Annotated in this window: 22 protein-coding genes and 8 tRNA genes; 22 read left to right on the forward strand and 8 right to left on the reverse strand. The window is 66.7% G+C overall.

Features of this window, described 5'->3' with window-relative positions; all coding sequences use genetic code 11:
- Positions 1–7: 7 nt before the first annotated feature.
- Positions 8–1,432: a cytochrome-c oxidase, cbb3-type subunit I gene (gene ccoN / locus M8009_RS05620; RefSeq protein WP_250059804.1), complete on the reverse strand. Its 1,425-nt coding sequence runs from the start codon at positions 1,430–1,432 to the stop codon at positions 8–10.
- A gap of 162 nt (positions 1,433–1,594) precedes the next feature.
- Here ccoN and M8009_RS05625 point away from each other — a divergent pair, with 162 nt between their 5' ends.
- The 10 genes from M8009_RS05625 (at position 1,595) to M8009_RS05670 (ending at position 10,212) form a co-directional block, all read left to right on the forward strand.
- Complete coding sequence (locus tag M8009_RS05625; protein WP_347709829.1) at positions 1,595–2,317, forward strand: alpha/beta family hydrolase; 723 nt, start codon at positions 1,595–1,597, stop codon at positions 2,315–2,317.
- 136 nt (positions 2,318–2,453) lie between these two features.
- Positions 2,454–2,529: transfer RNA gene (locus M8009_RS05630), tRNA-Val, on the forward strand.
- A gap of 42 nt (positions 2,530–2,571) precedes the next feature.
- Positions 2,572–2,648, forward strand: a tRNA-Asp gene (locus M8009_RS05635).
- 28 nt (positions 2,649–2,676) lie between these two features.
- Positions 2,677–2,753: transfer RNA gene (locus M8009_RS05640), tRNA-Asp, on the forward strand.
- Between the two features lie 39 nt (positions 2,754–2,792).
- Positions 2,793–2,869: transfer RNA gene (locus M8009_RS05645), tRNA-Val, on the forward strand.
- 3 nt (positions 2,870–2,872) lie between these two features.
- Positions 2,873–2,949, forward strand: a tRNA-Asp gene (locus M8009_RS05650).
- Positions 2,950–3,125: 176 nt separating this feature from the next.
- Complete coding sequence (locus tag M8009_RS05655; protein WP_250059806.1) at positions 3,126–5,138, forward strand: oxidoreductase; 2,013 nt, start codon at positions 3,126–3,128, stop codon at positions 5,136–5,138.
- 268 nt (positions 5,139–5,406) lie between these two features.
- Positions 5,407–7,329: a PrkA family serine protein kinase gene (locus M8009_RS05660; protein ID WP_250059807.1), complete on the forward strand. Its 1,923-nt coding sequence runs from the start codon at positions 5,407–5,409 to the stop codon at positions 7,327–7,329.
- A 15-nt stretch (positions 7,330–7,344) separates the two neighbouring features.
- Positions 7,345–8,631 (forward strand): YeaH/YhbH family protein, encoded by a 1,287-nt coding sequence (locus M8009_RS05665; protein WP_250059809.1) that lies wholly within the window; start codon positions 7,345–7,347, stop codon positions 8,629–8,631.
- Between the two features lie 30 nt (positions 8,632–8,661).
- Positions 8,662–10,212 carry a SpoVR family protein gene (locus M8009_RS05670; protein ID WP_250059810.1) on the forward strand — a complete coding sequence of 517 codons (1,551 nt, stop codon included), beginning with the start codon at positions 8,662–8,664 and terminating at the stop codon, positions 10,210–10,212.
- Positions 10,213–10,303: 91 nt separating this feature from the next.
- Here M8009_RS05670 and M8009_RS05675 read toward each other — a convergent pair whose 3' ends face one another.
- A complete protein-coding gene (locus tag M8009_RS05675) occupies positions 10,304–10,618 on the reverse strand; it encodes a high-potential iron-sulfur protein (protein ID WP_250059812.1) in 315 nt (104 codons plus the stop codon).
- Positions 10,619–10,960: 342 nt separating this feature from the next.
- Between M8009_RS05675 and M8009_RS05680 the strand changes: the two genes are divergently transcribed.
- Together M8009_RS05680 and M8009_RS05685 are read left to right on the forward strand one after the other, a co-directional pair.
- Positions 10,961–11,236, forward strand: a complete 276-nt coding sequence (locus M8009_RS05680; protein WP_023004511.1) for an Lrp/AsnC family transcriptional regulator — start codon at positions 10,961–10,963, stop codon at positions 11,234–11,236.
- A 54-nt stretch (positions 11,237–11,290) separates the two neighbouring features.
- Complete coding sequence (locus tag M8009_RS05685) at positions 11,291–12,157, forward strand: DNA/RNA non-specific endonuclease (protein ID WP_250059813.1); 867 nt, start codon at positions 11,291–11,293, stop codon at positions 12,155–12,157.
- Between the two features lie 88 nt (positions 12,158–12,245).
- Here the strand turns inward: M8009_RS05685 and M8009_RS05690 are convergent.
- The 3 genes from M8009_RS05690 to M8009_RS05700 all read right to left on the reverse strand — a co-directional run bounded on the left by M8009_RS05690 (position 12,246) and on the right by M8009_RS05700 (position 12,625).
- Positions 12,246–12,332: transfer RNA gene (locus M8009_RS05690), tRNA-Leu, on the reverse strand.
- A gap of 41 nt (positions 12,333–12,373) precedes the next feature.
- Positions 12,374–12,460, reverse strand: a tRNA-Leu gene (locus M8009_RS05695).
- A 78-nt stretch (positions 12,461–12,538) separates the two neighbouring features.
- A tRNA-Leu gene (locus M8009_RS05700) sits at positions 12,539–12,625 on the reverse strand.
- A gap of 236 nt (positions 12,626–12,861) precedes the next feature.
- On the opposite strand from M8009_RS05700, the gene rnr reads away from it, so the two are divergent.
- The 9 genes from rnr (at position 12,862) to M8009_RS05745 (ending at position 20,593) form a co-directional block, all read left to right on the forward strand.
- Positions 12,862–15,240, forward strand: a complete 2,379-nt coding sequence (gene rnr / locus M8009_RS05705) for a ribonuclease R (protein WP_250059815.1) — start codon at positions 12,862–12,864, stop codon at positions 15,238–15,240.
- Complete coding sequence (gene rlmB, locus M8009_RS05710) at positions 15,240–16,100, forward strand: 23S rRNA (guanosine(2251)-2'-O)-methyltransferase RlmB (RefSeq protein ID WP_250059817.1); 861 nt, start codon at positions 15,240–15,242, stop codon at positions 16,098–16,100. Before rnr ends, rlmB begins: the two co-directional genes overlap by 1 nt.
- Before the next feature lie 158 nt (positions 16,101–16,258).
- Entirely contained in the window at positions 16,259–16,630 is a 372-nt protein-coding gene (rpsF, locus tag M8009_RS05715; RefSeq protein WP_250059818.1) for a 30S ribosomal protein S6, read from the forward strand.
- Between the two features lie 34 nt (positions 16,631–16,664).
- Positions 16,665–16,892 carry a 30S ribosomal protein S18 gene (gene rpsR / locus M8009_RS05720; protein ID WP_013333281.1) on the forward strand — a complete coding sequence of 76 codons (228 nt, stop codon included), beginning with the start codon at positions 16,665–16,667 and terminating at the stop codon, positions 16,890–16,892.
- A gap of 13 nt (positions 16,893–16,905) precedes the next feature.
- A complete protein-coding gene (locus M8009_RS05725; protein ID WP_250059819.1) occupies positions 16,906–17,757 on the forward strand; it encodes a YybS family protein in 852 nt (283 codons plus the stop codon).
- A 16-nt stretch (positions 17,758–17,773) separates the two neighbouring features.
- Positions 17,774–18,220, forward strand: coding sequence for a 50S ribosomal protein L9 (gene rplI, locus M8009_RS05730; RefSeq protein WP_250059820.1), 447 nt, complete (start codon positions 17,774–17,776; stop codon positions 18,218–18,220).
- A gap of 183 nt (positions 18,221–18,403) precedes the next feature.
- Entirely contained in the window at positions 18,404–19,792 is a 1,389-nt protein-coding gene (gene dnaB / locus M8009_RS05735; RefSeq protein WP_250059821.1) for a replicative DNA helicase, read from the forward strand.
- A 70-nt stretch (positions 19,793–19,862) separates the two neighbouring features.
- Entirely contained in the window at positions 19,863–20,156 is a 294-nt protein-coding gene (locus tag M8009_RS05740) for a hypothetical protein (protein WP_250059822.1), read from the forward strand.
- 134 nt (positions 20,157–20,290) lie between these two features.
- Positions 20,291–20,593 carry a DUF6482 family protein gene (locus M8009_RS05745; RefSeq protein ID WP_250059823.1) on the forward strand — a complete coding sequence of 101 codons (303 nt, stop codon included), beginning with the start codon at positions 20,291–20,293 and terminating at the stop codon, positions 20,591–20,593.
- A 2-nt stretch (positions 20,594–20,595) separates the two neighbouring features.
- On the opposite strand, the gene M8009_RS05750 is transcribed toward M8009_RS05745, so the two are convergent.
- Positions 20,596–21,003 carry a thiol-disulfide oxidoreductase DCC family protein gene (locus tag M8009_RS05750; protein ID WP_250059824.1) on the reverse strand — a complete coding sequence of 136 codons (408 nt, stop codon included), beginning with the start codon at positions 21,001–21,003 and terminating at the stop codon, positions 20,596–20,598.
- Positions 21,000–22,586 (reverse strand): cryptochrome/photolyase family protein, encoded by a 1,587-nt coding sequence (locus M8009_RS05755; protein WP_250059825.1) that lies wholly within the window; start codon positions 22,584–22,586, stop codon positions 21,000–21,002. Before M8009_RS05755 ends, M8009_RS05750 begins: the two co-directional genes overlap by 4 nt.
- A gap of 113 nt (positions 22,587–22,699) precedes the next feature.
- On the opposite strand from M8009_RS05755, the gene hemH reads away from it, so the two are divergent.
- Positions 22,700–23,788: a ferrochelatase gene (hemH, locus tag M8009_RS05760; RefSeq protein WP_250059827.1), complete on the forward strand. Its 1,089-nt coding sequence runs from the start codon at positions 22,700–22,702 to the stop codon at positions 23,786–23,788.
- A 68-nt stretch (positions 23,789–23,856) separates the two neighbouring features.
- Here the strand turns inward: hemH and M8009_RS05765 are convergent, their stop codons facing one another.
- Positions 23,857–24,249 carry a Na+/H+ antiporter subunit G gene (locus tag M8009_RS05765; protein ID WP_250059829.1) on the reverse strand — a complete coding sequence of 131 codons (393 nt, stop codon included), beginning with the start codon at positions 24,247–24,249 and terminating at the stop codon, positions 23,857–23,859.

A 24,249-nucleotide genomic window follows, 5' to 3' on the forward strand; every position in this document is an offset into this window, starting at 1 on the left:
GTTTGGCTCAGGCAGTCTGCGGAAGCGGCTGTCGGGCGCCTTCACCGCGACGAACGGTCATGAAGACGTTGAGGGCCATGATCAGCATGCCGGCCACCCAGCACAGGCCGCCGATAAGGCGCACGATATAGCCCGGGCCGCTGGCCTCCACGGATTCCACGAAGGTGTACATCAGGGTGCCGTCGGGGTTGATGGCACGCCACATCAGGCCCTGCAGGATGCCGTTGACCCACATGGCTGCGATGTAGAGCACCGTGCCGATGGTGGCCAGCCAGAAGTGCACGGCGATCAGGTTGACCGAGTGCATTTCGGTGCGACCGAAGAGGCGCGGGATCAGGTGGTACATGGAGCCGATGGTGATCATCGCCACCCAGCCCAGGGCGCCGGCGTGCACGTGGCCGATGGTCCAGTCGGTGTAGTGGGAGAGGGCGTTGACCGTCTTCACCGCCATCATCGGGCCCTCGAAGGTGGACATGCCATAGAAGGAGAGGGCCACCACCAGGAAGCGCAGGGTCGGGTCGGTGCGCAGCTTATGCCAGGCGCCGGAGAGGGTCATCATGCCGTTGATCATGCCACCCCAGGAGGGGGCCAGCAGGATGATCGACATGATCATGCCCAGCGACTGGGCCCAGTTGGGCAGGGCGGTGTAGTGCAGGTGGTGCGGCCCGGCCCACATGTAGACCATGATCAGCGCCCAGAAGTGGACGATGGAGAGGCGGTAGGAGTAGACCGGGCGCTCGGCCTGCTTGGGCACGAAGTAGTACATCATCCCCAGGAAGCCGGCCGTCAGGAAGAAGCCCACCGCGTTGTGGCCATACCACCACTGCACCATGGCGTCGATGGTGCCGGCATAGATGGAGGTGGAGTACATCGGGGTCACCGGGATGGCGGCGTTGTTGACGATGTGCAGCACTGCCACGGTCAGGATGAAGGCGGCGAAGAACCAGTTGGCCACGTAGATGTGGGAGGTCTTGCGCAGCTTGATGGTGCCCAGGAAGACGATGGCGTAGCTGATCCAGACCACGGCGATCAGGATGTTGATCGGCCACTCCAGCTCGGCATACTCCTTGGTGGTCGTCATGCCCAGCGGCAGGGAGATCACCGCGGAGACGATTACGGCCTGCCAGCCCCAGAAGGTGAAGGCCGCCAGCTTGTCGCCGAACAGCCGGGTCTGACAGGTCCGCTGCACCACGTAGTAGGAGGTGGCGAACAGTGCCGAGCCGCCGAAGGCGAAGATCACGGCGTTGGTGTGAAGGGGGCGCAGGCGGCCGAAGCTCGTCCACGGCAGTCCCAGGTTCAGTTCCGGCCATACCAGCTGTGCGGCAAGGATGACACCGAGGGTCATGCCCACGATGCCCCATACCACCGTCATGATCGCGAACTGCCGAACTACCTTGTAGTTGTAGGTCGGGTGTTCTAGTGCTGTGCTCATGTCAGGTTCCCATCGAACGCGGTTTGGGGGTGTCCCGCGACATTCTGCCTCGGGGGACCTCCGCAGGATGATGCAGGTCTATAACCATCGCTGATTCTAGCGCAGGCGTGCGACAAGCTGAACACGCCAATGTATTGATTCATGAACGCGAAGGGGCTGAAATTGTCAGACCGTTTTTGTCGGGATTCGTCGCCCATCGACCGCGAAACCCTGCACCGATTGCTGCGGGATGGCGAGACCGGCGGCTGGAATATCGAGGGCCTCGGCCCCCTGGAAGTGCGTGGCGAGTGCCGGGCGGGCCGGCTGCTGATCGCCCATGGCGCCGGTGCGGGTCAGGATTCAACCTTCTTGCAACGGTTGCGTGATGCCCTGGCCGGGGTGGGGGTCCAGACGCTGGCCATGGAGTTCGCCTACCTGCAGCAGATGCGCCGCGAAGGCCGGCGGCGGCCGCCGCCGAGGGTCGATCGCCTGGTCGATGAACTGCTCCACTGGTGCGACAGCGTGTCGCACCAGGACCTTCCGCCCCCCTGGCTGGGTGGCAAGTCGTTGGGTGGGCGTGTCGCCAGCCTGCTCGCGGCCCGCGACGGTGCCCCCGGCCTGGTGCTGTGTGGCTACCCCTTCCATGCGCCCGGCAGGCCCGAGCGCCTGCGGCTCTCCCACTGGCCGCTGCTGGGCTGTCCGACCCTGGTGGTGCAGGGCAGTCGGGATCCCTTCGGCACCCGCGACGAGGTGACGGGCTATGCGCTCCCCGGCACGGCGCGGCTGCACTGGCTCGAGGACGGCGACCATGACTGGAAGCCGCGTCGCGCCTCGGGCAGGACCCAGGCGGAACTGATCGACGAGGGGGCGGCGGCGATCGCCGCCTTCATGATCGCCCACGCCTGAAACTCCCGCATTGCGGGCGATGCGGGCAAGTCGATGAAAGGGCGGAGGTTCTTGGCCTGCGGGCGTGCCCCTGTGGCGATGCGAAAAGCGTTGACATTGGTCGGGGCCCCTGTAGAATGCAGCGCCACGTGACCGGGGGTGGTTAGCTCAGCTGGGAGAGCACCAGCCTTACAAGCTGGGGGTCACAGGTTCGAACCCTGTACCACCCACCATCGCCTCGGCGATGCCCGATCATGTCGCAGGAAGAGTGCAGCGGACCGGTAGTTCAGTTGGTTAGAATGCCGGCCTGTCACGCCGGAGGTCGCGGGTTCGAGTCCCGTCCGGTCCGCCATGTTCTTCCCTGTCGCAGGTCATCTTGCGGACCGGTAGTTCAGTTGGTTAGAATGCCGGCCTGTCACGCCGGAGGTCGCGGGTTCGAGTCCCGTCCGGTCCGCCATGATGGCATGACGACAGCAGCAAGCTTGCAGTAACGCGTGGGTGATTAGCTCAGTTGGTTAGAGCACCAGCCTCACATGCTGGGGGTCACTGGTTCGAGTCCGGTATCACCCACCACGCGGACCGGTAGTTCAGTCGGTTAGAATGCCGGCCTGTCACGCCGGAGGTCGCGGGTTCGAGTCCCGTCCGGTCCGCCATCTGCACACGAATTCTTCAGCCCCGAGGCCCTTCAGGCCTCGGGGCTGTCTCGTTGGTGCCCGGGTATCTGTCCCTTGCTCTCCGGTGACGCTTGTCGATGAGCCTTTGCGTCATGTGGCTCGACTATCATACAGTTGTTTGAATCGACCGCCGTTACGACCGTGAGGATCCTGCCGTGAGTGCTTATCCCCAGCTGTTCCGACCCCTGAAGGTCGGCCACCTGACACTGCCCAACCGGGTGCTGATGGGCTCGATGCACACCAATCTCGAGGAGGCGCCGGGCGGCTTCGCGCGACTGGCGGCCTTCTACGCCGAGCGTGCCCGGGAGGGGGTCGGGCTGATCGTTACCGGCGGTATCGCGCCCCATCCCGAGGGGGCCGTCTTCCAGGGGGCGGCGACCCTCGAGCGGCCCGAGCAGGTGGCGGAACACCGTGGCGTGGTCGATGCCGTGCACGCGGCCGGCGGTCGCCTCTGCCTGCAGATCCTGCATGCCGGGCGCTACGCCTATACGCCCGAGCTGGTGGCGCCCTCGGCGCTCCAGGCCCCCATCAACCCCTTCACCCCCCGGGAGCTCGCCGGCGACGAGGTCGAGGCGCGTATCGAGGCCTACGTGCGCTGCGCGAAACTGGCCCGGGAGGCCGGTTACGACGGTGTCGAGGTGATGGGGTCCGAGGGCTACCTCATCAACCAGTTCATCTGCCCCCGGACCAACCATCGCGACGATGCCTGGGGCGGCTGCCTCGAGAACCGCCTGCGCTTCCCGGTGGAGATCGTACGGCGGATTCGCGAGGCCGTGGGCCAGGCGTTCCTGATCATCTTTAGGCTCTCGATGATCGATCTGGTGGAGGAGGGCAGCACCTTCGAGGAGGTCGTCGCCCTGGGGCGCGCCCTGGAGACCGCCGGGGTCGATGTGATCAACACCGGCATCGGCTGGCACGAGGCGCGCATCCCCACCATCGTCACCAGCGTGCCGCGGGCCGCCTTCACCGAGGTGACCCGGCGCATGAAGGCCGAACTCTCTGTACCGCTGATCACCACCAACCGCATCAACATGCCGGAGGTCGCCGAGCGGGTCCTCGCCGAGGGGCATGCCGACATGGTCTCCATGGCACGTCCCTTCCTGGCCGACCCGGCCTGGGTGAGCAAGGCCGCCGCGGGACGCAGCGAGGAGATCAACACCTGCATCGCCTGCAACCAGGCCTGCCTGGACCAGGTCTTCCTGGGCCGGGTGACCTCCTGCCTGGTCAATCCGCGGGCCTGTCACGAGACGGAGCTGGTGGTCGGCCCGGTCGCTGCGCCGCAGGCCATCGCCGTGGTGGGCGCTGGTCCCGCCGGGCTTGCCACCGCGGTCACTGCGGCCCAGTGCGGCCATGCCGTGACCCTGTTCGAGCGCGGGACAGAGCTGGGCGGCCAGTTCAACCATGCGCGGCGGATTCCCGGCAAGGAGGAGTTCGACGAGACCCTGCGCTACTACCGGGTGATGCTCGACAGGCTGGGCGTCACGGTGCGGCTGGGGACCGAGGCGGATGTCCAGGCCCTGCGCGACTTCGACGCGGTGGTGCTGGCCACCGGCGTGCGGCCACGGCGCCTCGCCATGCCGGGCATCGACCATCCGAAGGTCATCGGCTACCCGACGGCGATCACCCATCCCGAGCGGGTCGGCCGGCGCGTGGCGATCATCGGCGCCGGGGGCATCGGCTTCGACGTGGCGGAGCTCCTGACCCACGCCGGCGACGCCGCACCGTCGGTCGCGGCCTGGTGCGATGAGTGGGGGGTGGACCTGGGCGTCTCGCATCGCGGCGGCCTCAGGGCGGCCGAACGACCCGCGACGCCCCGCCAGGTCGTCCTGCTGCAGCGCAAGGCCAGCAAGCCGGGCAAGGGGCTCGGCAAGACCACCGGCTGGGTGCACCGGGCCTCGCTCAAGCATCGCGGGGTCGAGATGCTGGCCGGCTGCGAGTATCTCGGCATCGACGACGAGGGGCTGCATCTGCGCATCGATGGCGAACCGCGTTGTCTCGAGGTCGATACCATCGTGGTCTGTGCGGGCCAGGAACCGGTGCGGGAGCTGCTCGCGCCGCTTCGGGCGGCCGGGGTGGCCGTGCATGTCATCGGCGGTGCCGACGAGGCGGCGGAGCTCGATGCCCGTCGCGCCATCGAGCAGGGAACCCGGCTGGCTGCTCGGCTCTGACGCCCGCCGCGGCCAGGGTGTCGGCCGCCTGTCCCTGCCTGCCATCCGCTGCCCGTCTCCGGCAGACAGCGTCGTTTCAGCGTTTAATCTTTCGCGATTCCTCATGAACCCAGTGGCGCTCGCCGGGCTCTCAGGTGTGAGGGCTCGGGTGCGTTGATTGGTGAGGCAAACCGTTATCCGCTGATGCTGTCTACGCTGATGAGACCCACCCCCGGCCTGCCATCACCATGTCAGAGTGGCCGGGGAACCGGGCATACAGGAGGCATCGATGAGCATCTTCGATCATGTGCAGAACCGCTTCGCTCGCGTCCAGCAGGAAGAGATGAGCCTGCAGGAGTACCTGGAACTTTGCCGTCGGGAGCCCGTGGCCTACGCCACGGCGGCCGAGCGGATGCTGGAGGCCATCGGCGAGCCAGAGGTGATCGATACCGCAAAGGATCCGCGGCTGTCCCGCATCTTCTCCAACAAGGTGATCCGCCGCTACCCGGCCTTCGCCGAGTTCTACGGCATGGAAGAGGCCATCGAGCAGATCGTCGCCTACTTCCGGCATGCCGCCCAGGGGCTCGAGGAGCGCAAGCAGATCCTCTACCTGCTGGGGCCGGTGGGGGGCGGCAAGTCATCCCTGGCCGAGCGGCTCAAGCTGCTGATGGAGAAGGTGCCCTTTTATGCCATCAAGGGTTCGCCGGTCTACGAGTCGCCCCTGGGGCTCTTCTCTCCCGAGGAGGATGGCGAGCTGCTGGAGAAGGAGTACGGCATTCCGCAGCGCTACCTCAAGAGCGTGATGTCGCCCTGGGCGGCCAAGCGCCTCAAGGAGTATGGCGGCGACATCTCCGAATTTCGGGTGGTGCGCCTCTACCCCTCACGACTCAACCAGATCGCCATCTCCAAGACCGAGCCCGGCGACGAGAACAACCAGGACATCTCTTCACTGGTCGGCAAGGTAGACATCCGCCAGCTCGAGCTCTACTCCCAGGATGATCCGGACGCCTACAGCTTCTCCGGTGGCCTGTGCCGTGCCAACCAGGGGCTGATGGAGTTCGTCGAGATGTTCAAGGCACCGATCAAGGTGCTCCACCCGCTGCTGACGGCGACCCAGGAGGGCAATTACAACCCCACCGAGGGCATGGGGGCGATCCCCTTCGACGGCGTGGTGCTGGCTCACTCCAACGAGAGCGAGTGGCAGACCTTCCGCAACAACCGCAACAACGAGGCCTTCCTCGACCGCGTCTACATGGTCAAGGTGCCCTACTGCCTGCGGGTTTCCGAGGAGATCAACATCTACAGGAAGTTGCTCGAGCACTCCTCGCTGGCCGAGGCACCCTGCGCGCCGGATACCCTGCGCATGCTGGCCCAGTTCTCGGTGCTGTCGCGGCTCAAGGAGCCTGAGAATTCCAGCATCTACTCCAAGATGCGGGTCTACGACGGCGAGAACCTCAAGGACACCGACCCCAAGGCCAAGTCGATCCAGGAATACCGCGATGCGGCCGGGGTCGACGAGGGCATGGAGGGACTGTCGACGCGTTTCGCCTTCAAGATCCTCTCCAAGGTGTTCAACTTCGATAATACCGAGATCGCGGCCAACCCGGTTCACCTGCTCTACGTCCTCGAGCAGCGCCTGGAACAGGAGCAGCTTCCCCGCGAGACCTTCGAGCGCTACCTGCGCTTCATCAAGGAGTTCCTGGCCCCGCGTTACGTCGACTTCATCGGCAAGGAGATCCAGACGGCCTATCTCGAGTCCTATTCCGAGTACGGCCAGAACATCTTCGACCGCTACGTCACCTACGCCGATTTCTGGATCCAGGACCAGGAGTATCGCGACCCCGAGACCGGCGAGTTCCTCGACCGCCAGGCCCTCAACGAGGAGCTGGAGAAGATCGAGAAGCCGGCGGGCATCTCCAACCCCAAGGACTTCCGCCACGAAGTGGTCAACTTCGTGCTGCGGGCCCGTGCCCAGAACAACGGCATGAACCCCAGCTGGCAGTCCTACGAGAAGCTGCGGGGGGTGATCGAGCACAAGATGTTCGCCAACACCGAGGAGCTGCTGCCGGTGATCTCCTTCAACGCCAAGGCCTCGACGGCGGACCAGAAGAAGCACGAGGACTTCGTGGCACGCATGGTCGACCGCGGCTACACCGAGAAGCAGGTGCGCCTGCTCTCCGAGTGGTACCTGCGGGTTCGCAAGTCGCAGTAGGCCGAGGAGGTCGTCATGACCTATTTCATCGATCGTCGAGCCAATGCCAAGCACAAGAGCGCGGTCAACCGCCAGCGCTTCCTCGACCGCTACCGCACCCATATCAAGCGGTCGGTCGAGGAGGCGGTGAACCGCCGCTCGATCACCGACATGGAGCGCGGCGAGAAGGTCTCGATTCCCGCTCGGGACATCTCCGAGCCGGTCTTCCAGCACGGCCCGGGGGGCAAGCGCGCCATCATCGCGCCGGGCAACCAGGAGTTCGTCGAGGGGGACCGGCTGCGCCGCCCCGGCGGTGGCGGGGGGGGTGACGGCGCCGGGGAGGGCGGTGCCTCCAACCAGGGCGAGGGCATGGACGAGTTCGCCTTCACCCTGAGTCGCGAGGAGTTCCTCGACTTCGTCTTCGACGGCCTGGAACTGCCCCACCTGGAGCGCAAGAACCTGGTGGACCTCGACGAGGTGCGCCCCGTGCGGGCGGGGGTCTCCAAGGAGGGGGTGCCGGCGCGCATCAACATCGTGCGCTCCATGCGCGAGGCCCAGGCCCGGCGCATCGCCATGCGTGCGCCGATCCGCCGGGCCCTGCGCGAGGCCTTGGAGGCGCTGGCCGAGGAGGAGCGCAAGGACCCGGTGTTGCGCAACCCCGCCCGCATCACCGAGCTCAAGGCGGAGATCGAGCGCCTGGAGAAGCGCCTGGAGGCGGTGCCCTTCATCGATACCTACGACCTGCGCTACAACAACCTGGTCGACCAGCCGCAGCCCTCGAGCAAGGCGGTGATGTTCTGCGTGATGGACGTCTCGGGCTCCATGACCCAGGCCCACAAGGATATCGCCAAGCGCTTCTTCCTGCTGCTCTATCTGTTCCTCGAGCGCAACTACGAGAAGGTCGAGCTGGTCTTCGTGCGCCACCACACCGCGGCCAAGGAGGTCGACGAGGAGGAGTTCTTCTATTCCCGGGAGACCGGCGGCACCATCGTCTCCAGCGCCCTGACGCTGGTCGACGAGATCATCGAGGCGCGTTACCCCCCCGGGCAGTGGAACCTCTACGTGGCCCAGGCCTCGGATGGCGACAACTGGGACGACGATTCCATCACCTGTCGCGACCTGCTCGTCAAGCGCCTGATGCCGCGGCTGCAGTACTTCACCTACGTGGAAATCACCCCTCATGCCCACCAGGCGCTGTGGGAAGAGTACGAGCGAGTGGAGGCGGAGTATGACGAGCGCTTCGCCATGCGCCAGATCGTCGAGGCCGGGGACATCTACCCGGTCTTCCGCGAGCTGTTCAAGCGCCGCATTGCCAGCACGTGATCGCCAGAGCAGGCGGCCCGAGGAGGCAGCATGACCCGACGCAAGCCCATCGCCACCGGTTCCGACTGGAACTTCGAGATCCTCGACGCCTTCGAGGAGGAGATTGCACGCCTGGCGGACGAGTATCGCCTGGATACCTATCCCAACCAGATCGAGGTCATCACCACCGAGCAGATGATGGATGCCTACGCCAGCGTGGGCATGCCGGTGGGCTATCACCACTGGTCCTTCGGCAAGCAGTTCCTGGCCGTGGAGCAGGCCTATCGTCGCGGCCAGATGGGGCTGGCCTACGAACTGGTGATCAACTCCGACCCGTGCATCGCCTACCTGATGGAGGAGAACACCCTGATGATGCAGGTGCTGGTCATGGCCCACGCCTGCTATGGCCACAACTCCTTCTTCAAGGGCAACTACCTGTTCCGCACCTGGACGGATGCCTCCTCCATCGTCGATTACCTGGTGTTCGCCCGCAAGTACATCAGCGAGTGCGAGGAGCGCCACGGCGTGGCCGCGGTGGAGCAGCTGCTGGATGCCTGCCACGCCCTGCAGAACTATGGTGTCGATCGCTACAAGCGCCCCTCGCCGGTCTCCGCCGCCGAGGAGGCGCGGCGCCAGAAGGAGCGCGAGGCGCACCTCCAGGCCCAGGTCAACACCCTGTGGCGCACCATCCCGAACCGCCCACGCGGGGATGCGCTGCCCGGCATGGCCGATGAGGAGGATCCGCTGGGCCTTCACGAGGGCGGCCGCTATCCCCCGGAGCCCCAGGAGAACCTGCTCTACTTCATCGAGAAGAACGCCCCGCTGCTGGCCCCCTGGCAGCGCGAGGTGGTGCGCATCGTGCGCAAGCTGGCTCAGTACTTCTATCCCCAGCGCCAGACTCAGGTGATGAACGAGGGGTGGGCGACCTTCTGGCACTACACCCTGATGAACCGGCTCTTCGATGAGGGCCTGGTGGATGAGGGGCTGATGCTGGAGTTCCTGCAGTCGCATACCGCGGTGGTCAACCAGCCGGCCTTCGACAGCCCCTACTTCAGCGGCATCAACCCCTATGCGCTGGGCTTCGCCATCTTCACCGACCTGCGGCGCATCTGCGAGGCACCGACCGAAGAGGACCGCCACTGGTTCCCCGATACCGCTGGCGGCGACTGGCGTGAGACCCTGGAGTTCGCCATGAAGAACTTCAAGGACGAATCCTTCATCCAGCAGTTCCTGTCACCCAAGGTGATCCGCGACCTCAAGCTGTTCATGGTGGTCGACGACGACCAGGAGGAGATGCTGGAGGTGGCGGCGATCCACGACGAGCGCGGCTATCGGCGCATCCGCGAGTCCCTCGCCACCCAGTACGCGCTGGCGGTACGCGAGCCCAATATCCAGGTCTACTCGGCGGACATCCGCGGCGACCGTTCACTGACCCTGCGCCACGTCCAGGACAGTCGGCGTCCGCTGGCGCGCAGCGTCTATCCGGTCATCCGCCACCTCCACCAGCTGTGGGGCTTTCCGGTTCGGCTGGAGTCGGTGCAGGACGAGGAGGTGGTGCGCCGCTATCACTGGCCCTTGCCCGAGGAGGAGCGGCGCGACTGAGAGGCCGCCGGGACCGAAGGGCAGGCTGGAACGAGAAGACCCGCGCCACCGGCGCGGGTCTTTTCCTTCGTTCAGGCCTTGCGGCCTCGGGTCAGGCCTGTGCGGTCCAGGACTGGCACCAGCCGGCCGGCTCTACGCTGTTCTGCGGGAAGAGCTGACAGCCTTGGCTGTCGGCCTGGAAGAACATGCAGTTGTCGCAGCGCTCGCCCTCCTCGTAGGCGGGATGGTCGCTGGCCTCGCTGGCGTTCTCGACGTAGTTCAGGGCCTGGGCCTGCTCGGCGCTCGGGTCGAGACGCGGCAGGTCCTGGGCGAAGGCGCTCTTCGACAGGATGCCGGCGCCGAGGGGCAGGGCGGCAAGGCCCAGCAGGCTGTTACGCATGAAGTCACGACGGCTATGGTCGGCCATGGTCTCTCCTTGTCTCATCACGGTGGGTCTGGGGTCACGGTGGGCATGGGTGGTGCCCGTTTCTTCTTGGCGGGTGGTCGAGCCACCTCTTGGTCCGACAGGCGCGTCCCTGCGGAGTTCGTTCGCTCTATGGTAGTAAACTGATGGGGGGTTCGCGAACCGGCCGCGGCCTGTGCGGCAATCCGCCGCACAGTCGACGGCCATGGAGGGAAGCCCCGGACCCCGCGGGTGGCCCCTCGGTTCAGCGACCTGGATGGCGCTGCTATACTCGCGCCAGCTTCGGTGGCCGGTCGGCCGCACAACGAGACGTGCGCGCAAGCGCGCAGAGCAGGGAGATGTCCGATGCAGAACGCGGTGATTCTGATCAACGCCGAGAAGGGCCAGGTGAAGGCCGTGGCGGAGCGGCTGGCCGATGTCGAGGGGATCAGCGAGGTCTATTCCACCTGTGGCCGCTACGACCTGGTGGCCATCGCGCGCACCCGTGACTTCGAGAGCCTGGCCGAGCTGGTGACCGGGCGCCTCAATGCCGTCGAGGGCATTCGCGACACCGAGACGCTCAATGCCATGCAGGTCCACTCCCGGCACGACCTGGAGACCATGTTCTCGCTGGGCTGGTGAGGGAAGGCACGGGCCCCGCGGCTCGTCGCATGATCGGACAGGGAAGGGTCAGGCATGGCAGCAAGACGAAGGCGCACCGCCAACCGCTGGCGTCGCCAGGTGCGGCGCTTCGGCATCACGGCGCTGTTCGTGGCCGTGGCCACCGGGCTCTGGCACTTCCAGGAGCGCGAGCTGCGTGACGGGCTCAGCTGGCAGGGCGTCACCACCTGGCAGGAGCTCACCCCGCTGAGCTTTCACCGCGTGCTGCGCAACGACGGCTTCCTGGTGGGATGGTCCGACGTGCGGGTCAACCCGCTGTGGGTCAGCTATCTGCTGCACCCGGTCGAGGACCCCGGCGCCGGCCCGCGTCCCGGCTTCCAGCGCGACTGGCGGGCCCTCTGGCCGATCGCGCCGGAAAGCTATTTCGGCAGCGGCTATGACCGGGGGCATCTTGCCCCCAACTATGCCATCGCCGCGGTCCATGGCAGGGAAGCGCAGCGCGACACCTTCCTGATGAGCAACATGTCGCCCCAGCGGCCCGAGCTCAACCGGCGCCTCTGGCAGCGCCTGGAAGAGGTGGTGATGGACCGCTTCGTGCCTCGCTTCGGAACCCTTCAGGTGATCACCGGCCCGGTCTTCCCGGCGCCGTTCCGGGACAACGTGCTCAACCGGGTCGGTCTGGTGGAGGTGCCCGAGGCCTTCTACAAGATCCTGGTGGTGCCGGGCGAGCAGCCGCGTGCCCTGGCCTTCCTCATGCCGCAGCGGGTGGTGGGCGACGAGCCGCTGGATGACTTCCTGGTCAGCATCGATGAGCTGGAGGTGCGCACCGGCCTGGACTTCTTCCCGCAGCTGCCCGAGGCGGCTGCCGCGGCACTGGAGGCCGAGGTGGAGACCGCGGGCTGGGGGCTCGAGGCCGTGGCCAGGCTGCCCGGGCGCTTCTGAACGGCGGGCACAAAAAAACCGCGAGCATGGTGTCGCGGTTTCCTGTGGGGGCTGCTATGTGGTCTCGTCTGCATGACGCGAGAAGAAGTGGTGCCCAGGAGAGGACTTGAACCTCCACATCCGTAAGGATACTAGCACCTGAAGCTAGCGCGTCTACCAATTCCGCCACCTGGGCGCATCATGCTGTCGTCGTGTTCGCGAGCATCGCTTGAGCGATGGTGCCCAGGAGAGGACTTGAACCTCCACGTCCATAAGGACACTAGCACCTGAAGCTAGCGCGTCTACCAATTCCGCCACCTGGGCGAACACGAGCGATTCGAGCTGACAAAGAGCGTGGGAGCGAACTCCCTGGCATCCGGTCGAGGGTCGACGGAATACCGATGGTGCCCAGAAGAGGACTTGAACCTCCACGTCCATAAGGACACTAGCACCTGAAGCTAGCGCGTCTACCAATTCCGCCATCTGGGCAGGCGAGGCGTATGGTACCGGATTCGTTCGCCGATGCAAGCGCATCCGGCCCCGCCGAGCAGGATTTTTTGCCGTCTGCCAGGCGTCGCCGGCGCCGCCATGGTTGGGTGACGGGGGCACCGGCGCTATACTGCGCCCATGACAATCGACCCGCAATACCAGATGCCACGCGCCGGACGTCGTCCCCGCGCCCTTTCGATCACGCTGCTCCCGATGCCGCCAAGGATTCCCACCGCATGACCCACTGGACGCTCAGCGACGATCCGCACGCCAAACGCGAAGCCCACAAGTACGACAAGCCCGCTCCCAGCCGTGAGTACCTGCTCGCTCGCCTGGAGGAGGTCGGCAAGCCGCTCACCCACGAGGCGATGAGCCAGCAGCTGGGCCTCGAGGACGAGGAGCTCCAGGAGGCGGTTCGCCGGCGCCTGGCAGCGATGGAGCGCGATGGCCAGGTGCTGCGCAACCGCCGCGGCGCCTATGCGCTGATCGACAAGCTCGACCTGATCAAGGGCAAGGTGCTGGGGCACCGCGACGGCTTCGGCTTCCTGCTGCGCGACGACGGCAAGAAGCCCGACCTGGTGCTGCCGCCGCGGCAGATGCGCCGCGTCTTCCATGGCGACCATGTGCTGGTGCGCGTCAGCGGGCGTGACCGCCGGGGCCGTGACGAGGCCACCATCGTCGAGATGCTCGCGCGCAACACCCAGACCATCGTCGGCGTCTACCGCGCCAACACCCCGGAGTTCGGGGTGCTGATCCCCGAGAACGCCCGTATCACCCAGGAGGTCATCATTCCCCACAGCGCCTGTGGCGGTGCCCAGGACGGCCAGGTGATCTCGGCGAAGATCGTCCAGCAGCCCGAGACCCGGGTGCAGCCGGTGGGCGAGGTGGTCGAGGTGCTCGGCGAGCGCATGGATCCCGGGATGGAGATCGACATTGCCATCCGCAGCTACGAGATCCCCGCCGAGTTCCCGCCGGATGTCCACGACCAGATCGCCGGCATGTCCGCCGAGGTGGCCGAGCAGGACAAGCACGCCCGCATCGACCTGCGTGACGTGCCGCTGGTGACCATCGACGACGAGAGCGCCAAGGACTTCGACGACGCCGTCTGTGCCTGGAAGACCAAGTCGGGCAGCTGGAAGCTGCTGGTGGCCATCGCCGACGTCTCCCACTACGTACGTCCCGGCAGTGCCCTGGACCAGGAGGCGATCACCCGCGGCAACTCGGTGTACTTCCCGGGCCAGGTGGTGCCGATGCTGCCGGAGCTGCTCTCCAACGGGCTCTGCTCGCTGAACCCGGCGGTGGATCGCCTGGCGCTGGTCTGCGAGATGAACATCTCCCAGAACGGGGCGATCAGCCGCTACCGGTTCTACGAGGCGGTGTTCCAGTCCCATGCGCGCCTTACCTACAACAAGGTCGCCGCCATCCTCGACGACGAGGGGGAAGAGGGCGACGCCCTGCGCGAGGAGTACCGCGAGCTGGTGCCGTCGCTGAAGAACCTGCACTCGCTCTATACGCTGCTGCGCGAGGCCCGGGTGGAGCGGGGCGCCATCGACTTCGAGACCACCGAGACGGCCATCGTCTTCAACGATGAGCGCAAGATCGAGAAGATCGTCCCGCGCTCGCGCAACGATGCCCACAAGATCATCGAGGAGTGCATGCTGGCGGCCAACGTGGCCACGGCGCGTTTCCTCGACAAGCACGACCTGCCGGCGCTCTATCGCATCCACGAGAAGCCCTCGCCGGAGCGCCTCGACAAGCTGCGCCTGTTCCTCAACGAGCTGGGCCTGTCGCTGGGTGGCGGTGACGACCCGACCCCCCAGGACTACCGTGACCTGGCCGAGGCGATCAAGGGGCGCGACGATGCCGATGTCATCCAGACGGTGATGCTGCGCTCCATGAGCCGGGCGGTCTATTCGCCGCAGAACGATGGCCACTTCGGCCTGGCCTATCCGGCCTATGCGCACTTCACCTCGCCGATCCGTCGCTACCCGGACCTGCTGGTTCATCGCGCCATCCGTTCGGTGATCCGTGGCCCGCGCCAGACCAATACCGTGCTGCGGGCCGAGGGGGCGAGCGTGGAGCCGCCCAGTAAGTGGGCACCCTACACCTTCGAGCAGATGCTCGAGCTCGGCGAGCACTGCTCGATGACCGAACGGCGTGCCGACGACGCCACCCGCGACGTGGAGGACTGGCTCAAGTGCGAGTTCATGTCCGACAAGCTCGGCGAGGTCTATGACGGCAGCATCGCCTCGGTGACCCAGTTCGGCATCTTCGTGCGCCTCGACGAGGTCTATGTGGAGGGGCTGGTGCATGTCACCTCGCTGCCCTCCGACTACTACCACTACGAGCCCGAGAAGCACCGCCTCAAGGGCGAGCGCAGCGGCATGAGCTACCGCCTGGGCGACGGCGTCACCGTACAGGTGGCCCGCGTCGACCTGGACGATCGCAAGATCGACTTCGAGCTGGCCGATGACAAGCCGCGCCCCAAGCGGACGGCACGCAAGCGCCGCGGGGGCGACAAGCCTGCGGAGGCGGGTGCCGGCAAGCCCGGTGACAAGTCGGGCAAGAGCGGCCGGCGCCGGCGTGGCCCTCGTCGCTCCAGGGCGCGCGGCTGATGGCGTCAGGCCACAAGTCCCGGCACGACAGCAGGCCGGGGCAGGAGCGCAAGGCGCGTCGACACCCCGGCAGGGAGGCGCCTCGGGCGCCGGCGCCGCCGGGGGGGCTCGACGCGGTGTTTGGGGTGCATGCGGTGCGGGCGCTGCTCGACCGCGGCGAGGTGCCCCGCGAGGTCTGGGTCCAGGAGGGCAGTGCCGGCACGCGCCTGGCGGAGCTGGTCGAGGTGGCCCGCCAGGGAGGGGCGCGCCTCCACTCGCGTCCCCGGGACGAGCTCGACCGTCTCGCCCAGGGCGCCTCCCACCAGGGCATCGTCGCCTTCGCCACGCCGCTCGCCTTCGAGGGCGAAACCTCGCTGTGGCTGAGGCTCGAGGGCTGGCCCCATGAGGCGCCGCCGCTGCTGCTGGTGCTCGATGGCGTCACCGATGTGCACAATTTCGGTGCCTGCCTGCGCAGCGCCGATGCCGCGGGGGTGCACGGGGTGATCGTGCCCAAGGACCGGGCGGCGCCGCTGAATGCCATGGTGCGCAAGGTGGCCTGCGGGGCCGCCGAGAGCATGCCCGTCTACCAGGTCACCAACCTGGCCCGCGCCATGGCCAAGCTCAAGGCGCTCGGCGTGTGGATCACCGGCACCGCCGGCGAGGCCGAGGCGAGTCTCTTCGAGGCCGACTTCACCGGCCCCTCGGCGCTGGTGATGGGGGCCGAGGGCAAGGGGATGCGTCGCCTCACCCGCGAGGCCTGCGATACTCTGGTCAAGCTGCCCATGGCCGGCAGCGTCTCCAGCCTCAATGTCTCGGTGGCGACCGGGATCTGCCTCTTCGAGGCAGTGCGCCAGCGCCAGGGGGCATCGGCAGGCGACTGAGCCACGCCCGCCTTGCCAGTCGGGCCCTGTATCATTAGAATACCTGCGCCCGCTCGTCTTACGAGCGGGTCTTCCTGTCTTAATGACAATCACTCCTTGCTTCCCCTGAGCGACACGAGGTCGCCACTGTGGAAGCTGCCAAACCGCAAGGAGATCCCATGCGTCACTACGAGATCGTCTTCATGGTCCACCCGGACCAGAGCGAGCAGGTCCCGGCCATGGTCGAGCGCTATACCGGCCTCGTCACCGAGAACGGCGGCACCGTGCATCGCCTCGAGGATTGGGGCCGTCGCCATCTGGCCTACCCGATCAACAAGATCCACAAGGCTCACTACGTGCTGATGAATGTCGAGTGCAGCGGCGAGACCCTCGACGAGATCGAGAACATCTTCCGCTTCAACGACGCCATCATCCGCAGCCTGGTGGTTCGTGCCAAGGAAGCCATCACCGAGGCCTCACCGATGATGAAGCCGGTGGAAGAGAAGCGTGTCCGTCGCGACGAGAAGCCGCGCAGCACCGAATCCGCCTGAGTCATCCCCTCGCACCTCTGAAGGAGTCTTCCCCATGGCACGCTTTTTCCGTCGCCGCAAGTTCTGTCGTTTCACCGCTGAAGGCGTGAAGCAGATCGACTACAAGGATCTGGACACGCTCAAGGCCTACGTCACCGAGACCGGCAAGATCGTTCCCAGCCGCATCACCGGGACCAAGGCCCGTTACCAGCGCCAGCTGTCCACCGCGATCAAGCGGGCACGCTACCTGGCGCTGCTGCCCTACACCGACAGCCACCAGTAATGCACCGCGCGTGATGTTGCCCGTCGCCCGCTGGATGATGCGCGGTACGCCCCACGCCGCCGCCGGGGCGGCCGTGGCCACCGCGATTCCCTGGCTGTTCTGGCTGGGGGCCGCCGTGGCGGCGCTGGTCACACTGCGACACGGCCTGGCCGCGTCGCTGCCGGTGATCATCGCCGCGGCGGTGCCGGCTGGCTGGTGGTGGACCCAGGGAGATGTCATCCCGTTGGCCAGCGTCCTGCTGGTGGTGCTGATGGCGGTGGTGCTGCGCTCGCGGCTGCGCTGGAGCGAGGCACTCCTCGCCGGCACCCTGGCCGGGGCAGCGATGATCCAGCTGGACATCTTCCTGCCGCCGGGCGGCGCTGGCCCGGTACTGGAGCAGCTGCGCCAGGGGTCGCCGGATATCGCGGCGATGCTCGCCGAGCTCTCCCGCCAGGGTATGGACACCGAGCAGCTGGCCAGCCTGTTGATCAGCGGCGTGACCGCGCTGATCGTGCTGCTCGCCGCGGTGGCCTGTCTGGCCCTGGCGCGCGGCTGGCAGGCCGGGCTCTATAATCCCGGTGGATTCCGCGAGGAGTTCCACGGCCTGCGCCTGGCGCCCCGGGAGCTCGCCGTGCTGGTAGTGCTCGGGGTGCTGGGGGCCGTCCTTGAGCTCCCTGCCCTGGGCATGCTGGCCTGGGTGCCGCTGCTGGTGGCCGGCATCGCGCTGGTGCATGGTTTTATCGGATTGAAGGGAATGAACGGGCTGTGGCTGGTCGCCTTCTATGTGCTGCTGATCACCACCTGGCCCATGATTCTCATCGTGCTGCTCGCGGCCTTCATCGACACGTTCGCGGACTTCCGCGGACGACTGGCCCGCAGCCACTGACAAGAGGTTTACGAGAATGGACGTCATTCTGCTCGACAAGATTGGCAAGCTGGGCGGTCTGGGTGACCAGGTCACCGTCAAGCCCGGCTATGGCCGCAACTACCTGGTGCCCTACGGCCTCGCCGTTCCGGCTACCAAGGAGAACATCGAGGCCTTCCAGGCCCAGCGTGCCGAGCTCGAGGCCCAGGCCGCAGAGCGCAAGGCCGTGGCCGAGTCGCGTGCCGAACAGCTCAACGACATCGAACTGTCGCTGGTCGCCAAGTCAGGCGATGAGGGCAAGCTGTTCGGCTCGATCGGTCCGCGTGACCTGGCCGAGGCCATCTCCAGCGCCGGGATCGAGGTCGCCAAGAGCGAAGTGCGCATGCCGCAGGGCCCGATTCGCCAGACCGGCGAGTACGACATCGACCTGCACCTGCATGCCGAAGTCGATGCCACCGTGCGTGTGGTGGTCGTGGCCGAGTAAGGCCGGCGTGACGGCATGCCCGCCGGGCGTGCCTGAAGGGGGGGCGAGGAGTGAATCCTTGCCCCCTTTTTGTGTCATGCGTCATGTCATGAGTTCGCGTCGCCGTCCTGCTGCGGGCATGGGGTCGGGGCGTGCCATCGCGTAGAATGAGCCTGCCCCTTTCACCCTGAAGGTCCGCGCACCATGAACGAACCCCTCGCCCTCGACCGGGAAACCGCCGCCCTCAAGGTGCCGCCGCATTCGCTGGAGGCCGAACAGTCCGTGCTCGGTGGCCTGATGCTCGACAACCAGGCCTGGGACAACGTGGCCGACCGCCTGGTGGCGGATGACTTCTATCGCTACGAGCACCGCCTGATCTTCAACGTCATGGCCGGCCTCGCCGAGGCGGGGCGGCCGCTGGACGTGGTGACCCTCTCCGAGGCGCTGGAGGGGCGCGACCAGCTCGACACCGTGGGGGGGCTGGCTTACCTTGCGGAACTCGCCAGGAACACGCCGTCCGCCAGCAACATCCGCGCCTATGCCGATATCGTTCGCGAGCGGGCCACCCTGCGCAAGCTGATCCGTGCGGCCAGCCAGATCGCCGACGGCGCCTTCAGCCCCCAGGGGCGCCCCGCCGACGAGCTGGTCGACGAGGCCGAGCGGCTGGTGTTCCAGATCAGCGAGGAGCGCCCCAAGTCGGGCGGGCCGATCGGCATGAGCGAGCTGCTGACCAAGGCGGTGGATCGCATCGACGAGCTGTTCAACCTGCAGGGCGAGATGACCGGGCTCTCGACCGGCTTCCGCGACCTGGACGAGATGACCTCGGGACTGCAGCCCTCGGACCTGGTGATCATTGCCGGCCGGCCCTCCATGGGCAAGACGACGTTCGCCATGAACCTGGTCGAGCATGCGGTGATCTCGAGTGACCGGCCGGTGATGGTGTTCTCGATGGAGATGCCTGCCGAAGGCTTGATGCTGCGCATGCTCTCCTCGCTGGGGCGCATCGACCAGACCCGGGTGCGTACCGGCCAGCTGGAGGACGAGGACTGGCCACGCCTGACCTCGGCGGTCAACCTGCTCAAGGACAAGCAGCTGTTCATCGACGACACCGCCGCGCTCTCGCCCAACGAGATGCGCTCGCGGATCCGCCGGGTGGTACGCGAGCACGGCAACCTCTCGCTGATCATGATCGACTACCTGCAGCTGATGCAGATCCCCGGCTTCTCCGAGAACCGCACCGGCGAGATCTCCGAGATCTCCCGCTCCATGAAGGGGCTGGCCAAGGAGTTCGGCTGCCCGGTGATCTGTCTCTCCCAGCTCAACCGCTCGCTGGAGCAGCGCCCCAACAAGCGCCCGGTGATGTCGGACCTGCGCGAGTCCGGCGCCATCGAGCAGGATGCCGACATCATCGGCTTCGTCTATCGCGACGAGGTCTACAATCCGGATAACCCCGACAGCCAGGGGCTGGCCGAGCTGATCATCGGCAAGCAGCGTAACGGCCCCATCGGTACCGTGCACATGGCGTTCATCGGCAAGTACACCCGCTTCGAGGATCTGGCCCCGGACAGCTACCGCGAGGCCTTCGGCGAGTGAGCGTGCCCTTGAGTCCCGAGACCGGCTCCGTATAATGCCGAGCCCTCGAATCACACAGGAAGGAGGCAGCATGGCAGGCGGATTCCGACGCGGCAATCGCCGGCGTACCCCCAAGCTCGAAGGGCGCGGCGAGCTCCAGTCGATGGAGCGTGAAGGCCCCTTCAAGGAGTGGCTGGGGATGCCCGACCTCTATCGCTACCACCTGGTGGTGGACGGCGAGGCCTACAGTTACCAGACCGAGGATTCCGAACTGCCGGTCCAGATCGGCGACCGGGTGGTGTTTCGCTACAAGGAGACCAAGGCCGGCAACTGGGTGGACCGCAACTCCCTCGGCAAGGCGATCGATCCCTCCGAATATCAATAGGTCCGGAACCTGACGGAATGGTCAGGGTCACAGCAAGGTAACGTCGACGACATGACACCGTCATCGGGTGCAGTCAGGCTGTGCCCGATCGTGTATCTCGACATCATCGACCCGGACATCAGGAGGAAGGACCCATGGATTTCCAGCAACTGAAAGCCTTCGTGGCCCACCACGACAACTTCGAGATCCGCGTGATCGGCCATGCTGGCAGCCGGTTCTACCAGGTCGAGCTGGAGGACGTGGAGGGACAACGCCACATGCTGACCCATGCCGCCAAGCCGATTCTCTTCCGCTCGCTGGATGACGTCTACCTGGAGCTCAAGCGTGCCGGCATCCATCGCGCCTACCTGGTCCAGCAGGTGCCCCACGACGAGATGATCGGTCGTGAGGCCCACTACCAGGATCCGCTGACCTCGCGCATGCCGCTGGTCTTCTGACCCTACCCCCTATCCCTGACTTTCCGCCGCCGCTCCAGCCAGCGCCCCAGGCGCACCCGGCGGCGGGCGAACCCGCGATATCCTGCATCCAGCATGCCCGCGATCCCCGGCAGGGTGCTCAACCACACCAGCCGCCGATAGCCCAGCACCGCGTAGAGTGCCCGGCTGGCATCCATGCCGATGTACCAGCGGTTTCCGGCGTCGCGGAGGTGCAGCCGGCCCATCATCACCTCGAAGCTGGTGCCCAGCGCGGTGGCGTCGAAGTCCGGTGACTGAATATCCACCAGCCTGACCCGCGCGCGATGCGGATGGCGCGCCAGCCAGGCTACCTCGCGCTGGCACAGCGGGCAGTGACCGTCGTGATAGAGGGTCGCCGGGGCGCGGGCCTCGAGGGTCTCGCGGCGTGTCATGGTGTCGTCTCCCGTGGGGCCTCGTAGCCCGCCCGATGCATGCCCTGGCCGTAGGCGGGTGCGGAATCGAGCCGTGCCAGGAAGGCCTCGGCCTGCTCGCGCAGGGCCGCGCGCTTGTCATCGCTCATGCGCCGCAGGCTGGCGTAGATCAGCTTCATGCGCGGATTGCCGCTCAGGGTGTCGGCGTGGCGCTCCAGGAAGGCCCAGTAGAGGCTGTTGAAGGGACAGGCGTCGGCCCCCGTGGCCTGCTTCGGGTCGAAGCGGCAGTGCCGGCAGTGGTCCGACATGCGGTCGATGTACTTCCCCGAGGCGCAGTAGGGCTTGGAGCCCATCAGGCCACCGTCGGCATGCAGCACCATCCCTAAGGTGTTGGGCAGTTCCACCCATTCGCAGGCATCGGCGTAGACCGCCAGGTACCAGTCGCAGAGGGCCTCGGGCGCCACGTCGCAGAGCAGCGCGAAGTTGCCGGTGACCATCAGCCGCTGGATGTGATGGGCATAGGCATGGTCGCGGGTCATCTCGATGGCGCGCCTCAGGCAGCGCAGGTCGGTGTCGCCGCTCCAGAAGGCCGCGGGCAGGCCACGGCGCGTCCTCAGGGCGTTGCGGCGCTTGTAGTCGGGCATCCGCGTCCAGTAGAGGCCGCGCACATACTCCCGCCAGCCCAGCACCTGGCGGATGAAGCCCTCGACGGAGTTGAGCGGCGCGCGCCCCTCGAGATACTCGCGTTCCACCGCCTCGCACACCTCCCGGGGCGAGAGCAGGCCCAGGTTGAGGGCCGGGGAGAGCCGGGAGTGGAAGAGGAAGGGCTCGGCGTCGCGGATGGCATCCTGGTAGCGGCCGAAGTCGGGGAGCAGGTGCTCGATGAAGTGGCGCAACTCCACCAGCGCCTGACGGCGCGTCACCGGCCAGTGGAAGCTTTCGAGGGTGCCGAAGTGCTCGCCGAAATGCTCCGCCACCAGCGCCAGGACCTCATCCGTGACGGCATCACGGCGGTGGTGCGGCGGGTCGGGAACCTCGCGCGATGCGGGCAGCGGCTGGCGGTTATCATGGTCGAAGTTCCACTGGCCGCCCGACGGCTTGCCCTCCTCCATCAGCAGGCCGGTGCGGCGGCGCTGCTCACGGTAGAAGTGCTCCATGCGCGGGGCCTTGCGGCCCTTGGCCCAGGCGGCGAACTCCTCCGGTGTGGTGAAGAAGCGTTCATCTTCCATCAGGCGCCAGGGCAGGGCAGCGTCCTCGCGCCCGCGCATCGCCTGCCACAGCCGCCACTCGCCGGGGCGCACCACGCGGACCTCGTCGCAGCCGTAGAGGCCCGCGAGGCGCTCCGCCTCGTCGACCAGCGTCTGGGCATTGTCCGGGTCGTCCAGGGCGCTGTAGTGCACCCGGTGGCCCCTGTCGCGAAGTTCGGTGGCGAAGTGGCGCATGGCGGAGAGGATCAGGGCGATCTTCTGGGGATGATGGGGCACATAGGTGCCTTCGGCGGCCACCTCGCACAGCGCCACCACCGTGCCGTCCGGCGGGTCGCGCAGGCTGGCCATGGCGTGGCTGAGCTGGTCGCCGAGCAGCAGCACGAGCGGGCGGGGCATGGTACTTACCTCAAGCTGTACAAATCCTGATCATAGTACAACTTCATCCCACCCGGGGCGAGCGGGCTGATAGACTAGTTGCGATCGTCTCATCGACCCGAAGGAGCTCGCGCATGACCCCCTCGAACCCGGACAAGGCCTCCCCCGACCTGGATGTACCGGGCAGCGGCCGGCTGGCCCATGCCCCCGCCGACCACCCGGCGGTGGCACGGCCGAAGGTCGGCGTGGTGCTGGCCAACCTGGGCACGCCGGATGCCACCGACTACTGGTCGATGCGCCGCTACCTGAGCGAGTTCCTCTCCGACAAGCGAGTGGTCGACTACCCGGACTGGAAATGGCAGCCGCTGCTGCAGCTGATCATCCTCTCGCGGCGCCCCTTCAAGTCCGGCGAGGCCTATCGCGGTATCTGGAACACCGAGAGGGACGAGAGCCCGCTGCTGACCATCACCCGGGAGCAGACCCGCAAGGTCGCGGCGGGGCTGCACGCCCAGTACGGCGAGGGCGTGATGGTGGATTTCTGCATGCGCTACGGCAATCCCTCCACCGCCAGCGTGCTGAAGCGCATGCAGGCGGCTGGCTGCGAGCGCATCCTGTTCTTCCCGCTCTATCCGCAGTACGCCTCGCCAACCACCGCCACGGCCAACGATCAGGCCTTCCGCACCCTGATGCGGCTCAAGTGGCAGCCGGCGATCCGCACCGTGCCCGCCTACTTCGAGCATCCCGACTATCTGGATGCCCTGGCGAGCTCCGTGCGCGAGGCCTATGACGCCGCCGAGACGCCGCCTGAGGTGCTGGTCGCCTCCTACCACGGGGTGCCCAAGCGCTACCTGCTGGAGGGTGACCCCTACCACTGCCAGTGCCAGAAGACCACGCGGCTGCTGCGCGAGCGGCTGGGCTGGGAGGGCGACGCGATCCAGACCGCCTTCCAGTCCAAGTTCGGCCCCGAGGAGTGGGTGGGGCCGGCGACCGTGGAACATGTCGCCGAACTGGCCCGCCAGGGGAGGAAGCACATCGCCGTGGTCTCGCCGGCCTTCTCGTCGGACTGCGTGGAGACCCTGGAGGAGATCGAGGAGGAGATTCGTGACGCCTTCATCGAAGCCGGCGGCGAGACCTTCACCTACATTCCCTGCCTGAATGATCGCGACGACCATATCGCCGCGCTGCTCTCGATCATCGACAACGAGCTGGGTGGCTGGGTGTAGGCCCTGCCACTGCTTGTCGAACCCTGTCCACCCTGCATCGGACCCGCCACTGGCGGGCCTGAACGGTGTCAGCCGTGGCCGCGATCGGGGTGGGGCACCGGCTTCTCGCCGATCTCCTCGTCGCGCAGCTCGGGCGGGTTGCCGCGGGTCTTGTCCTCGTGCCGCAGCTGCATGTGCAGGCCGGTCTTGGCCAGCAGGTGGGCGCTGACCGGGGCGGTGATGAACAGGAACAGCGTGATCAGCATCTCCTGGATGTCGGGCTTGCCGTCGATCACCCAGAAATAGAGCATCGAGGCCACCAGCATGCAGCCGATCCCCAGGGTGGTGGCCTTGGTGGGCCCGTGCAGGCGCATGTAGAAGTCGCGCAGGTGGGCCATGCCCAGTGAGCCGATGAAGGCGAAGGCGCCACCGGCGACCAGCAGGAAGGCGATCACGCCCTCGAGGAGCACGTACAGCGTCAT

The organism is Halomonas gemina, assembly GCF_023554995.1.
In the GTDB taxonomy this organism is placed as follows: Bacteria; Pseudomonadota; Gammaproteobacteria; order Pseudomonadales; family Halomonadaceae; genus Halomonas; species Halomonas gemina.

What these genes read in the sequence shown, in the direction of transcription:
- ccoN (WP_250059804.1), bottom strand. Translation starts at nt 1,432, where the DNA reads ATGAGCACAGCACTAGAACACCCGACCTACAACTACAAGGTAGTTCGG.
- M8009_RS05660 (WP_250059807.1), top strand. Translation starts at nt 5,407, where the DNA reads ATGAGCATCTTCGATCATGTGCAGAACCGCTTCGCTCGCGTCCAGCAG.
- M8009_RS05665 (WP_250059809.1), top strand. Translation starts at nt 7,345, where the DNA reads ATGACCTATTTCATCGATCGTCGAGCCAATGCCAAGCACAAGAGCGCG.
- M8009_RS05670 (WP_250059810.1), top strand. Translation starts at nt 8,662, where the DNA reads ATGACCCGACGCAAGCCCATCGCCACCGGTTCCGACTGGAACTTCGAG.
- M8009_RS05675 (WP_250059812.1), bottom strand. Translation starts at nt 10,618, where the DNA reads ATGGCCGACCATAGCCGTCGTGACTTCATGCGTAACAGCCTGCTGGGC.
- M8009_RS05680 (WP_023004511.1), top strand. Translation starts at nt 10,961, where the DNA reads ATGCAGAACGCGGTGATTCTGATCAACGCCGAGAAGGGCCAGGTGAAG.
- M8009_RS05685 (WP_250059813.1), top strand. Translation starts at nt 11,291, where the DNA reads ATGGCAGCAAGACGAAGGCGCACCGCCAACCGCTGGCGTCGCCAGGTG.
- rnr (WP_250059815.1), top strand. Translation starts at nt 12,862, where the DNA reads ATGACCCACTGGACGCTCAGCGACGATCCGCACGCCAAACGCGAAGCC.
- rlmB (WP_250059817.1), top strand. Translation starts at nt 15,240, where the DNA reads ATGGCGTCAGGCCACAAGTCCCGGCACGACAGCAGGCCGGGGCAGGAG.
- rpsF (WP_250059818.1), top strand. Translation starts at nt 16,259, where the DNA reads ATGCGTCACTACGAGATCGTCTTCATGGTCCACCCGGACCAGAGCGAG.
- rpsR (WP_013333281.1), top strand. Translation starts at nt 16,665, where the DNA reads ATGGCACGCTTTTTCCGTCGCCGCAAGTTCTGTCGTTTCACCGCTGAA.
- M8009_RS05725 (WP_250059819.1), top strand. Translation starts at nt 16,906, where the DNA reads ATGTTGCCCGTCGCCCGCTGGATGATGCGCGGTACGCCCCACGCCGCC.
- rplI (WP_250059820.1), top strand. Translation starts at nt 17,774, where the DNA reads ATGGACGTCATTCTGCTCGACAAGATTGGCAAGCTGGGCGGTCTGGGT.
- dnaB (WP_250059821.1), top strand. Translation starts at nt 18,404, where the DNA reads ATGAACGAACCCCTCGCCCTCGACCGGGAAACCGCCGCCCTCAAGGTG.
- M8009_RS05740 (WP_250059822.1), top strand. Translation starts at nt 19,863, where the DNA reads ATGGCAGGCGGATTCCGACGCGGCAATCGCCGGCGTACCCCCAAGCTC.
- M8009_RS05745 (WP_250059823.1), top strand. Translation starts at nt 20,291, where the DNA reads ATGGATTTCCAGCAACTGAAAGCCTTCGTGGCCCACCACGACAACTTC.
- M8009_RS05750 (WP_250059824.1), bottom strand. Translation starts at nt 21,003, where the DNA reads ATGACACGCCGCGAGACCCTCGAGGCCCGCGCCCCGGCGACCCTCTAT.
- M8009_RS05755 (WP_250059825.1), bottom strand. Translation starts at nt 22,586, where the DNA reads ATGCCCCGCCCGCTCGTGCTGCTGCTCGGCGACCAGCTCAGCCACGCC.
- hemH (WP_250059827.1), top strand. Translation starts at nt 22,700, where the DNA reads ATGACCCCCTCGAACCCGGACAAGGCCTCCCCCGACCTGGATGTACCG.
- M8009_RS05765 (WP_250059829.1), bottom strand. Translation starts at nt 24,249, where the DNA reads ATGACGCTGTACGTGCTCCTCGAGGGCGTGATCGCCTTCCTGCTGGTC.